At 68.8% G+C, this 12,222-nt stretch carries 10 protein-coding genes; 7 read left to right on the forward strand and 3 right to left on the reverse strand.

Features of this window, described 5'->3' with window-relative positions; genetic code table 11:
* The first annotated feature begins 9 nt into the window (after window positions 1-9).
* From ACW177_RS01580 to dnaQ, 5 genes are read left to right on the forward strand one after another with little or no spacing between them, the layout of a single operon-like run.
* Window positions 10-891, forward strand: a complete 882-nt coding sequence (locus ACW177_RS01580; protein WP_492026918.1) for a pyruvate, water dikinase regulatory protein — start codon at window positions 10-12, stop codon at window positions 889-891.
* Window positions 892-1,524, forward strand: coding sequence for a Maf family protein (locus ACW177_RS01585; RefSeq protein WP_492026919.1), 633 nt, complete (start codon window positions 892-894; stop codon window positions 1,522-1,524). It begins immediately after the preceding gene.
* Complete coding sequence (locus ACW177_RS01590) at window positions 1,521-2,351, forward strand: shikimate dehydrogenase family protein (protein WP_492026920.1); 831 nt, start codon at window positions 1,521-1,523, stop codon at window positions 2,349-2,351. Before ACW177_RS01585 ends, ACW177_RS01590 begins: the two co-directional genes overlap by 4 nt.
* The gene (coaE, locus tag ACW177_RS01595) at window positions 2,348-2,998 is read left to right on the forward strand and encodes a dephospho-CoA kinase (protein WP_492026921.1); all 651 of its coding nucleotides are present in this window, start codon (window positions 2,348-2,350) and stop codon (window positions 2,996-2,998) included. The genes ACW177_RS01590 and coaE overlap by 4 nt, the downstream gene beginning before the upstream one ends.
* A 6-nt stretch (window positions 2,999-3,004) precedes the next feature.
* The gene (gene dnaQ, locus ACW177_RS01600) at window positions 3,005-3,730 is read left to right on the forward strand and encodes a DNA polymerase III subunit epsilon (RefSeq protein WP_492026922.1); all 726 of its coding nucleotides are present in this window, start codon (window positions 3,005-3,007) and stop codon (window positions 3,728-3,730) included.
* 143 nt (window positions 3,731-3,873) lie between these two features.
* Here dnaQ and secB read toward each other — a convergent pair whose 3' ends face one another.
* Window positions 3,874-4,392 (reverse strand): protein-export chaperone SecB, encoded by a 519-nt coding sequence (secB, locus tag ACW177_RS01605; protein WP_492026923.1) that lies wholly within the window; start codon window positions 4,390-4,392, stop codon window positions 3,874-3,876.
* A 190-nt stretch (window positions 4,393-4,582) separates the two neighbouring features.
* Here secB and timA point away from each other — a divergent pair, with 190 nt between their 5' ends.
* Both timA and ACW177_RS01615 read left to right on the forward strand, forming a co-directional pair.
* Window positions 4,583-5,233, forward strand: coding sequence for a TIM44-related membrane protein TimA (gene timA, locus ACW177_RS01610; RefSeq protein ID WP_492026924.1), 651 nt, complete (start codon window positions 4,583-4,585; stop codon window positions 5,231-5,233).
* Between the two features lie 95 nt (window positions 5,234-5,328).
* The gene (locus tag ACW177_RS01615) at window positions 5,329-6,387 is read left to right on the forward strand and encodes an MltA domain-containing protein (RefSeq protein ID WP_492026925.1); all 1,059 of its coding nucleotides are present in this window, start codon (window positions 5,329-5,331) and stop codon (window positions 6,385-6,387) included.
* Window positions 6,388-6,675: 288 nt separating this feature from the next.
* On the opposite strand, the gene ACW177_RS01620 is transcribed toward ACW177_RS01615, so the two are convergent.
* Window positions 6,676-7,143, reverse strand: coding sequence for a universal stress protein (locus ACW177_RS01620; RefSeq protein WP_492026926.1), 468 nt, complete (start codon window positions 7,141-7,143; stop codon window positions 6,676-6,678).
* A gap of 54 nt (window positions 7,144-7,197) precedes the next feature.
* Window positions 7,198-12,069 carry an NAD-glutamate dehydrogenase gene (locus ACW177_RS01625; protein WP_492026927.1) on the reverse strand — a complete coding sequence of 1,624 codons (4,872 nt, stop codon included), beginning with the start codon at window positions 12,067-12,069 and terminating at the stop codon, window positions 7,198-7,200.
* Window positions 12,070-12,222: the final 153 nt, after the last annotated feature.

A 12,222-nucleotide genomic window follows, 5' to 3' on the forward strand; every position in this document is an offset into this window, starting at 1 on the left:
ATCCATCGCATGAGCCCCGCGCGACCCACCGGCCCCCGCCCCGGCCCCGCTCGTCTGGCCACCTATTTCCATGTCCACCTGGTGTCCGACTCCACCGGCGAGACCCTGAACGCCATGGCCAAGGCGGTGACGGCGCGGTTCGACGGGGTCATTCCGATCGAGCACATCTACGCCCTGGTGCGGTCGGACAAGCAGATGGAGCGGGTGTTGCAGGAGGTGGAGGCCGCCCCCGGCGTGGTTCTGCACACCCTGGTTGATCGCGACCTGCGCGAACAGCTTGAAGAGGGCTGCCGCCGGCTGGACATGCCCCAGATCGGCGCCCTGGATCCCCTGGTCGGGGCCATGTCCCGCTATCTGGGCGCGGCCCTGTCGACCCGCGTCGGCGCCCAGCACGCCCTGGACCACGACTATTTCAACCGGATCGCCGCCCTGGACTTCGCCATGGCCTATGACGACGGGCAAGGGTCGCTGGAACAGCTGGAGGGCGCCGATGTCGTCCTGTGCGGGGTCAGCCGGACGTCCAAGACCCCGACCTGCATCTATCTGGCCCACCGCGGCATCCGCGCCGCCAATGTGCCCCTGGTTCCGGGCCAGGAGGACGGCGAGCGGCTGACCCAGCTGAAGAACCCCCTGGTCATCGGCCTGACCGTCTCGCCCGACCGCCTGGTCCAGATTCGCCGCAACCGGATCGACAATCTGAACGCCAGCCAGTCGTCTAACTATACGGACCAGGACGCCGTCCGCGACGAAACCATCAAGGCCAAGCGCGCCTTCGCCCGACGCGGCTGGCCCACTATCGACGTCACCCGCCGCTCGGTGGAGGAAACCGCAGCCGCCATCACCAACCTGCTCAGCGAGCATCGCAATCACAAGATCGGAACGACCTGGTAGATGATTATTTCCGCTGCGCTATCGCCCTCCGGGCTGCTTGAGCGCGAACCCCTAATCCTCGCGTCCAAGAGCGCCGCCCGCCGCGCCATGCTGGAAAACGCCGGTGTTCCGTTCGAGGTCCGCGTCGCCGGCGTGGACGAGGACGCGATCAAGGCCGTCTCGACCGACCTGGACGCCGCCGCCCTGGCGGTGCGCCTGGCGGAGGCCAAGGCCCTGGCCGTGTCGCGTGATGACGAAACCGCCTGGGTGTTGGGCTCGGACCAGACCCTGGCCTTCGATGGCGGGCTGATTTCCAAGGCCAAATCGCTCGACGCCGCGCGCGACCGGCTGAAATCCATGCGCGGCCGCAGCCACCACCTTCATTCCGGCGCCGCCCTGGCGGTGAAGGGCCAGATCGTCTGGTCCGGCGCGGACACGGTCGAGATGCGGATGCGCGACTTCTCCGACGCCTTCCTCGACGCCTATCTGGCGGCCGAGGGCGAAGCCCTGCTGGCCTGCGTCGGCTCCTACCGGCTCGAGGGCATGGGCTCCCAGCTGTTCGAGGCGATCAACGGCGACTATTTCACCGTCCTGGGCCTGCCGCTGTGGCCCGTTTTGGCCGAACTGCGCCGCGCCGGAGTCCTGCCCGCATGAGCCGTCATCGCATCACGGGCGCGGCCCTGGTCGCTGGGATCGCCGGAAATCCGGTGGCCCATTCGCTCAGCCCCGTCATCCACAACGCCTGGCTGGCCGCCGGGGACATCGACGGCGCCTATGTGCCCTTCGCCCCCGCAGACGCCGCAGGGTTCGAGGCCCTGGTCGCGGCGGGCCGGGCCGGACTGATCCTGGGCCTCAACGTCACAGCCCCGTTCAAGGAACAGGCCTTCGCCCTGGCGGATCAGGCGACCCCGGCGGCGCGCCTGACCTCGTCCGCCAATATCCTCACCTTCGACGCCGGCCGGGTCTCGGCCGACAGTTCCGACGGCGTAGGCCTGATGCTGGGTCTGAAGGAACAAGCGCCGGATCTGAATCTCGCCGGCCGGCCGGTGGTCATGCTGGGCGCAGGCGGCGCGGCGCGCGCAGGCGCCGGGGCCCTGGTCGAGGCGGGGGCTCGGGTCCGGATCGTCAATCGTTCGCCCGACCGGGCCCAGGCCCTGGCCAATGATCTGGGCCCCTCGGTCGAGGTCATGCCCGCCTCCGAAGCCCTCGACGGCGCCGTGCTGGTGATCAACGCCCTCAGCGTCCAACCGGATCTGGATTTCGCCGCCGTCGCCCCCGGCACGGTGATGATGGACATGACCTACAAGCCCCTGGCCACCCCCTTCCTGACGGCGGCGCGGGCGTGCGGCCTGCCGACGGTGGACGGACTGGCCATGCTGATCGGCCAGGCGGCGCCCTCGTTTCAGGCCCTGTTCCGCCGCCCGCCCCCGCCGCTGGACCTGCGCGCCCTGCTGACGGCGCATCTGGGCGAAGCGACATGATACTGCTGGGCCTGACCGGCTCCATCGGCATGGGCAAGTCGACCACGACCGCCATGTTCGCCGATCTGGGCGCCGTGGTCTGGAACGCCGACGACGCCGTCCACCGGCTCTATGCACCTGGCGGCGCGGCCGTCGAACCGGTCGGCGCCGCCTTCCCCGGCGTGGTCGTGGACGGCGCCGTGGACCGCACCCGCCTGGCCGAGGCCCTGGGCCGGGACGAGACCGCCTTTCGCCGGCTGGAATCCATTGTCCATCCTCTGGTGACGCGAGGCCGGGCGGCTGATCTGGCGGCGGCGCGAGCCATGGGGGTGAAGCTGGCTGTGCTGGACATCCCCCTGCTGTTCGAAACCGGCGGCGACGCCCATGTGGACGCCGTGGTCGTGGTCACGGCCGATCCCGCGATCCAGGCCGAACGGGTTCTTGCCCGCCCCGGCATGACCCGCGACCGGTTCGAGGCCATCCTGGCCCGCCAGCTGCCGGATGCGGACAAGCGCGCTCGCGCCGACTTCGTCATCGATACGGGACATGGGCTCGAGGCCGCCCGCGCCGACGTCGCCGCCATAATCGAGACGGTGCTGGATCCGGCGTGGATATCTCCGCGTCGGCGCGCCGCGCCCCTTTCGCCCGGCGCCGAACCCCCTCATTAAGGGCCAATGGCGCGCGAGATCGTTCTGGACACCGAGACCACCGGCTTCGACCCTAAGACGGGCGACCGGCTGATCGAGGTCGGCTGTATCGAACTGCTGGACCTGCTCCCGACCGGTCGGACCTTTCACCGCTTCGTCAATCCCGAACGCCTGATCCCGCCCGACGCGATCCGGGTCCACGGCATCACTGACGACAAGGTCAAGGACGCCCCCAAATTCCACGAGATCGCCGACGATCTGATCGAGTTCATCGGCGACGCGCAGATGATCGCCCACAACGCCGCCTTCGACCGCAACTTCATCGACTTCGAATACAAGCTGTGCGGTCGGCCGATCACCGGCGAGGCGCGCTGGATCGATACGCTGAAACTGGCCCAGACCCGGTTTCCCGGCATGCCCAACTCGCTGGACGCCCTGTGCAAGCGGTTCAAGGTGTCGCTGGTCGAACGCACCCTGCACGGCGCCCTGATCGACGCCCGTCTGCTGGCCGAGGTCTATCTGGAGCTTCGCGGCGGCAAGGAGCGGGTGCTGGACCTGTCGTCGGCCCCGGTCGCGGGCCGGGATGCGTCCGGCGTGATCCAGGCCGCCGCCTATGGCGCCCGCCCCCGTCCGCTGGCGATGCGCTCGACGCCGGACGAACAGGCGGCTCATGTCGCCTTCCTGGCCGAGGTCCTGAAAGACCGGTCCCTGTGGGACGCCTATGGGGTCAAGGCCGAGGAAGAAGCGGCTTAGATCTATTCTCCCTCCCCTTCATGGGGAGGGGCGGCGAAGCGAAGCGCAGCCGGGGTGGGGCAGCCAGAACCTCGCTCGCGCCCCTTCGGGCCCCACCCTGATCGCTACGCGATCGTCCCTCCCCATGAAGGGGAGGGAGAAATTTACGCCTGGCCCGTTTCGACCGGCTGCTGGGCGATCTGTTGCTGGCGCGCGATATAGATGGCGGCGAAGTCGATCGGGTCCAGCATGAAGGGCGGATAGAAGCCGCCGTCCGCCGTGGCGCGCGCGATGATCTCGCGGGCGAACGGGAACAGATAGCGCGGGCATTCGATCAGCAGCAGGGGCTCGATGTCCTGCTCCTGGACATTGGCCAGCTGGAACAGGCCGCCATAGACCAGCTCGACGTGGAAGACCGCCTGGTTTTCGTGGCTGGCCTTGATCGACAGCTTCAGGTCCAGTTCGAACAGGCCGTCCGGACGGCCCTGGGCCGACATTTCAACGCCCAGATCGATGGCCGGCTTGCCGTCGATACGCAGGGATTCCGGCGCGCGTGGATTCTCGAACGAAAAGTCGCGGACATATTGCGCCAGGATGCGGAAGCCGGGACCGGCGGGCTGGCCCTGCTGGGGCTGGGTCCCGTTCGGGGCGTTGGTGTCGGCGGGCGGAGCGGCGTCGGTCATGGGCGTCTTCGATTACGGAAAAAGGCCGATTGGGCCGGGAATAAGGCGCCGCGACTACCACGCCGAGACGCTTGGCCGCAACGTCGCTCGCTCGACAGGGGGCGCGCGCCGCCTTGCGTCCTCCTATATGAGACCCTAATCGTCTCCGTGGCGCCTTCTCGCTTGCGCGCCGACAGTCAGGAAGTCCCCCTTGCCCACCTTTCCGGTCCAGTTCCAGATCGTGGTCTTCGCCGTCATAGCGGCGTTCGTCCTGTTCCAGCTCTATAATGTGCTGGGCAAGAAGGTCGGCCGTCAGCCGCAGGAGGACGCCAAGACCCTGCCTGCGGCGCAGACCGCTACGCCCGAGGCCTCCAAGACCCCGGCGCTTGACGCTGCGACCCTCGCCTCCATCGCCGGGCTGAAGGCCCGCGATCCGGCCTTTGATCCCAATCGGTTCGTCGAAGGCGCGCGTCAGGCCTATGAGACCATCGTCCGTGGCTATGCGTCGGGCGACCGCGCGGCTCTGAAGCCTCTTTTGACGCCCAATGTCATGGCCTCCTTCGACGCCGGCATTGCGGCGCGCGAGACGCGCGGCGAGACCGAGACGGTCGAATTCCTCTTCCCGCCCCGCGCCGATCTGGAAGGCGCCACCGTTCAGGGCGACAAGGCCGTGGCCAAGGTCCGCTTTCTGGCCGAACTGCGCAGCCGCGTGACCAAGGCCTCGGGCGAAACCGCCGATTCCGTCACGGGCGAGCCCTTGGTCGAGGAACGTCGCACCGCCGAACACTGGACCTTCGAACGCACCCTCGGGGCCGCAGACCCCAACTGGGTCCTGGCCCGCGTCGAGCCGGCCAACGCCTGATGTCGGCGGCCAGGAAGACGGCGCCCAGGCGGGTCTTGCGCTGGGCGCCGACGCTTGCGTCGGTCCTGGCGGCCGCCGCCTGTTCGACCGGTCCCATGACCCCGACCGCTCCGACGCCGCCGGTAACGCCCGGAACGACAGAGCCTAAACCCTATATTCCCTCGCCCACGCCGGACGCGCCTCCCCCCCGGCCTACGCCGTCCGACGCCGTCAGCCCCGCTGTTCTACCGGGCTGGAACGAGGAGGATCACCTCGCCGCCTTCGTCGCCTATGTCGAGGGCTGCAGCGCAGCGCGGGATATGGCCGGTCGAACGGTCTGCGCCCGCGCCCGGGCCCTGTCCGCAGGCCCCGCCTTCTCGCCGACCGCCGCCCGGGCCTTCTTCGAGGCGAACTTCAGCGCCGTGCCCGCCCGCACCCCCGACGGGTCGCCGGGCCTGCTGACCTCCTATTTCGCGCCCGAATATCCGGCCCGCCGCGTCCCGGACGCCGAGTTTTCGGCTCCCGTCCTGCCCAAGCCCGCCGATCCGCGCGGCGCCGGCGACCGGGCGACCATCGAAGCCAACGCCCGCCCCGACCAGGCCCTGGCCTGGATGCGGGCCGAGGACCTGTTCTTTCTGCAGATCCAGGGTTCCGGCTATCTGACGTTCGAGGATGGCGCGCGCGGCCGCGCCGCCTACGCCGCCGACAACGGCAAGACCTTCGTCGGCATCGCTCGGCCGATGGCGCGTCAGGGCCTGCTGCCGGAAAACGGCACGTCCGGCGACGCTATTCGCGCCTGGCTGGCCGATCACCGGGGCGATCAGGCCCAGGCGGTGATGGCCCTCAATCCCCGCTACATCTTCTTCCGCCTCGATCCGGACGATAACGGCCATCCGCCCGGCGCGGCGGGCATCCCCCTGACCGAGCGCCGCGCCATTGCGGTCGACCCGTCTCACTGGCGCTATGGCGAACTGGTCTGGCTGGAGGCCGACGGCGGGAACCTGCGCGGCGCCACGGCCTCCTATCGGGGTCTGGCCATGGCGCTGGACACGGGATCGGCGATCCGGGGCCCGGTCCGCGCCGACCTTTACATGGGACGAGGCGACGCCGCCGGCGCCGAGGCCGGAACCGTGCGCCACCCTCTCCACATGTGGCGGCTGGTCCCCAAGGGGTGACCATGCAAGATCCTCTCCCGCCGGGAGAGGGCCTGAGCGCACGCGCAGCCGTCCAGCGCGCCTAATTTTGAGAAAATAAGCCTGCGATTTCAATCGTCTGACTTGGGGGATTCGTCTTCATCTCAGCGCCGGTCCGGGCGGGTGTAGGATGTCGCCGGGTCTTTGACATCGCTACGCCGCACGGGGTCACGCGCCAGAATAGACGAAAATAAACTCCATTTTTATTGGGTGGAATGAGTCTATTTCCACGGCTCGGACCCCCGTCTGCTCGGGCTCCGACTTCAGCCTCTAGGCCAGATCCTCGATCTCGGCCTCGGTCAGTTCGCCGGGCACGATGGTGACCGGCAGTTTGCGCCCGCCGAGCTGGGCCCCCTGTTTGATGATGGCCGAGACCAGCGGCCCCGGCCCGCGCGAGCCGTTTCCGGCGGCCAGGACCAGGATCTTGATGTCGGGATCGTCGCCGACCGCCTTCTTGATCGCGGCCTGGGCTTCGCCCTTCTCTATCAGGAAGATCGGCGCGGCGCCGGATCGCTCCGTCGCCTCCTCGCCCAGCCGGTTCAGCAGGGCTTCGGCCTCCTCGCGCTGCTGACGCTCGATCTCCTCGCGCACGCCCGACCAGTGGGCGTCGCTGTTGGAGGGCATGACGCGCAGCATCACCACCCGCCCCCCGGTTGAGCGGGCGCGCCGACAGGCGAACCGCAGCGCGGCCTCGAACTCGGGGCTGTCGTCCACGACGACCAGGAACTTCCTCGGCATACCGGCCTCCCCGCTCTTCTTATCGACCGAAGAGGCCGTGCCAGGCGACCGCCGTCAAGCCTGGACCACGGCCGTGGCCAGATCGCGGATCGTCGCATTGGCGATGGTCAGCTTGGCGAAGGTCCAGCCCGAGCCCGACTGTTCGATCTCGTCGACCGAGGCGCGCACGCCCTCGACCGCCGCCTGTTTCGATCCGATCCAGGCGTCGACGGCGCCCTCGGCCGCATCCTCGCTGACCCCGACCGACGGATCCGACGTCCGGGCCACGGCCCGCGTCAGGGTCGCCTGCTCGTTCATCAGGTCCTCGATCAGACGGCGCACGGCCAGCCGGTCGAAATGGTCCGCCGACGGGATCGAGCCCGCCGCTGCGCGCAGCCGGTCGAAGTCGAAGGCGGCGCCGACCTGGTGATACAGCCGCGCCATGGCGGCCACCGGCCAGCCGGTCTCCTGGGCCAGATCGCCGATGTCGGAGGCCGCCACCAGCGGCCGCATGATGCCGATGCGACGCGTCAGGTCTTGCGGCGCGCCGTGTTGGGCGAAGGTCTCGACCCGGCGCTCCAGACGCCCCTGTTCGAAGCGCGACAGCACGGGCGCCCCCTCGGCCTGAAGGGCGTCGGCGATGGGCCGGTAACGATCGATCAGCGCCTGGACCGACACCCCGGCCTTGGCCCGGCGCGCCAGCCAGAAGGTCTGGCGACGCAGAACCACGGCGATCTCGCGATACAGGTCGATCTGAGCCTCGGCCGAGATCGACCGGTCCAGGGCCGAGACCGCGTCCCAGGCCTCGTCCAGGCGGAAGACGCGCCGCGCCGCCTCGAAGGCGATGATCAGGGCCGTGGTGTCGCATTCGGCCGAGCCGCGCAGCCGGTCCGGGAAGGTCGGGCCGCACATGTTGACGACCTCGTTGGCCATGACGGTGGCGATGATCTCGCGCCGCAGCCTGTGGCTCTTCATTTGCGGCTCGAACCGCGCCAGGGCCTCCGGGAAGTAGCGGACCAGGACCTGTTCGAAGAAGGGGTCCTCCGGCGCCTGGGAGGCGACGATCTCCTCCGACAGCTCCAGCTTGGCGTAGGCGGTCAGCACCGCCAGCTCGGGCCGCGCCAGCGGAACGCCGGCGACCATCATCTCCTTGACCCGGGCGTCGTTGGGCAGGCCCTCGACCTTGCGGTCCAGCTTGCCGCGCGCCGACAGGGCCTGCATGAACCGCTGCTGGGCGTCCAGCGCCCTAGGCCCTTCGGCCTGCTGCAGGGTCAGGGCCAGGGTCTGGTCATAGTTGTGGGCCAGCACCTTCAGCCCGACTTCGTCGGTCATGGACGCCAGCAGCGGGGTCCGTTCCTCGACCGGCAGGACGCCGTTGGTCACGGCCGACCCGACCAGGATCTTGATGTTGACCTCGTGGTCCGAGGTGTCGACCCCGGCCGAGTTGTCGATGGCGTCGGTGTTCATCCGGCCGCCGCCTTGGGCGAAGACGATCCGTCCCGCCTGGGTGAAGCCCAGATTGGCCCCTTCCCCCACAACCTTGACCCGCAGTTCGTCGGCGTTGATCCGCAGGGCGTCGGTGCCCTTGTCGCCGACCTGGGCGTCCGTCTCGGCCGCCGACTTCACATAGGTGCCGATCCCGCCGAGATACAGCAGGTCCGCCGGCGCCTTCAGGATGGCGCGGATCAGGCTGACCGGATCCAGTTCGTCATCGGCGATGTCCAGCGCGGCCTTGATCTGGGGCGTCAGCTGGATCGACTTGGCCGACCGCGAGAAGACGCCGCCGCCCGCAGAGATCAGCCCCTTGTCATAGTCCTGCCAAGACGACCGCGGCAGGTCGAACAGTCGCTTGCGCTCGACCCAGCTCTTCGCCGGATCGGGCGTCGGGTCGATGAAGATGTCGCGGTGGTCGAAGGCGGCGATCAGCTTGGTGGCCTTGGACAGAAGCGCGCCATTGCCGAAGACGTCGCCCGACATGTCGCCGACGCCGACCATGGTGAAGGGCTCGGTCTGGATGTCCCAGACCTTGTCGCGCGGACCGATCTCGCGGAAGTGGCGCTTGACCGCCTCCCAGGCGCCGCGCGCCGTGATGCCCATGGCCTTGTGGTCGTAGCCGATCGACCCGCCGCTGGCGAAGGCGTCGCCCAGCCAGAAGCCGTAGGCGGCCGAGACTCCGTTGGCGATGTCCGAGAAGGTCGCCGTGCCCTTGTCGGCGGCGACGACCAGATAGGGATCGTCCTGCTCCCAGGCGACCACATGGGCCGGACGCGTCACCGACCCGTCGCCGGCGATGTTGTCGGTGATGTCCAGCAGGCCGGACAGGAAGGTGCGATAGGCGCGGATGGCCTCGCCCTGAATGGCCTCGCGGTCCGTCGTGCGGGGCAGTTGCTTGGGATAGAAGCCGCCCTTCGAGCCGACCGGCACGATGACCGCATTCTTGACCTGCTGCGCCTTGACCAGGCCCAGCACCTCGGTGCGGAAGTCGTCGCGACGATCCGACCAGCGCAGGCCGCCCCGCGCCACGGGGCCGAAGCGCAGGTGAACCCCCTCGACATGGGGCGCCCAGACGAAGATCTCGCGATAGGGCTTGGGCAGCGGCAGGTCTTCGAGCTCGCGCGACGCGATCTTGATCGAGATGTGCGGCTTGGGCAGGCCGTCGAGGTCCAGCTGGAAGTAGTTGGTGCGCTTGATCGACCCGACCAGGGCGGCGATGCGGCGCAGCGCCTTGTCGTGGTCCAGGCTCTTCACGTCCTGCAACAGGGCGTTGATCTTGGCGGTCAGCGCTGTGACCGCACCCTCGCGGCTCTCCACTGCGCCGTCGATCGGGTCGAACTTCGCCTTGAACAGCGACAGCAGGGCCCGGGACACGTCGGGATATTCCGTCAGGGCCTCTTCCTGCACCGCCTGTGACGGATCCAGCCCGGTCTGCTGGCGATAGCGGGCCAGGGCGCGGATCAGGGCGGCCTCGCGCCATTCGATGCCCAGCTCGATGACCAGGCGATTGAAGCCGTCGCTCTCGGTGCGCCCGTTCCATACGGCGGCGAAGGCGCGTTCGAACGGGCCCTTCACATCGGCGAAGACCAGTTCTTCGCCGCGTGGATCCTCCATCAGGAACTCGTGGACGTGGATCTCCTCCTCGCCCATCGGCCGAATTGGGTAGCCGTATTCCTCCAGGGTCTTCAGCCCCATGTCGGCCATGATCGGCAGAACGTCGGACAGGGGCACAGACGGGCCGCGACGATAGAGTTTGAACCGGAATTGCAGCCGGTTGTCCTCGGCATTGCGGAAGGCGCGGACCGCCACAGATTCCCCGGCCCCGACCTCTCCGGTCGCGTTCAGCCGGTTCATCTCCCTCAGATCGATCGCGGCCTCGTCGGCGTCATAGCGGTCGCGATAGGCGGCGCCGAAGGCGCGGGCCCAGCGGGTGCTCAGCGGCCCGACCTCGATATCGGCCACATCGGCTCGACGCAGGGCAGTCTCGAACCTATCGACCCAACCGCGTCCGGCCTCGGCCACGTCGTGTTCCAGCTGGGCCGCGTCCGGGACCGGGTGATCGCCCGGCGTCACGCCGATGATGAAATGGACCCGCACCAGGGGCGCGTCCGACAGTTGCGGATACCAGGCCGAGATCCGGCCGCCCCAGGCGCGGGCGACGATCTGGCCGATCCGCTCGCGCACCGCCGCATCGAACTTCTCGCGCGGGATGAAGCACAGGACCGAAACGAACCGGTCGAACGGATCCTGGCGCGAGAACAGGCGGATGCGCGGACGGTCGTAGAGGTGGAGAATGCCCAGGGCGATGGACAGCAACTCGTCCTCGCTGATCTGGAACAGCTCGTCGCGCGGGTAATTCTCGAGGATGTTGCGCAGCCGCTTCTCGTTGTGGCTGCCCGGCGCCTTGTCGGCGCGCGTCAGGACATTGGCCACCTTGCGTCGGATCAGCGGGGTCTCGGTCGCCAGCTGGTCATAGGCGTCCGAGGTGAACAGGCCCACGAACCGGGTCTCGCCCGTCGCCTTGCCGTCCGGCCCGTAACGTTTGACCCCGACATAGTCCATGTAGGCGCGGCGGTGGACCCGCGAGCGGGCGTTGGCCTTGGCGACGGTGACGGGTTCGCTCAGGTCCAGCTGGCGGCGCATCTGGCGCGTCAGCACGGCCGGTTCGGAGGCGCGGCGCAGCACGGTGCGCTCGGGATCGGCCAGAATGCCCAGGCCGGCGCTCGACTGGCTCAGCGGGGCCTCGGCCTCATAGTCCCCCTTGGCGTCGAGGGGATAGTTGTAGTCGCGGGCGCCCAGGAAGACGAAATGGTCGCTCTTCAGCCATTTCAGGAAGGCGATGTTCTCGGCCAGGACCGCCGGATCGACCTTCGGCGGGGTCTCTTGAAGTCGCAGCAGGGCCTGGCGCATCAGGCCGGTCATGGTCTCATGGTCGGCGACGGCGGCGTGGACGTCGGCCAGGCATTCGGCCAGGCCTTCGCCCATGGCGTCGCGGCGTTCCTGCGGGGCGCCGTCGATGACCAGCATGATCACCGACAGGCGACGACCGTCCAGCTCCACCACCGGGTGGAACAGGGCGCGCACCGAAACCCCTGCCTCGGCCAGGGCGCCCATGACGCTGTCCACCAGGAAGGGGGCGTCCGTCTGGACGATACGGACCAGATCATAGTCCAGGGCCTGACCGTCGGCGCCCGCCAGCGGGCCGACGGTGATCAGGGGCGCGGACCCGGCGGGGTAATCCTTGGCCGCACGCCACGAGGCGGCCAACAGGGCCGCCAGGTCCTCGCCGTCCAGCTCGGGCGTCTCGTCGGCGGCGTAGTCCTCGTGGGCCTGGGCCAGGAAGGATTGTTCGGTCTTGCCGGGGGACGTCCCCATAATCCGCGCGAAGGAGGCTTCCAGGGCGGCCGGGGAGATCGGCTGAACCGGGGCGAGGCGCGGATCGAGGGCGGTCATGGACAATGGTCTCGGCAACGCGGCCTTGGCCGCTGGGGCGGGACGCGCGACTGCGCGTCACATCGCTGACTAGGCCAGGTCTGATCGCTCGTGAAGCCCCTGAAGACCGAAGAGTCTCCTGAACGGTGTTCAGGTTGGAAGACTTTTGCGTTG

It is taken from the genome of Brevundimonas sp. AVps23W (assembly GCF_058681395.1).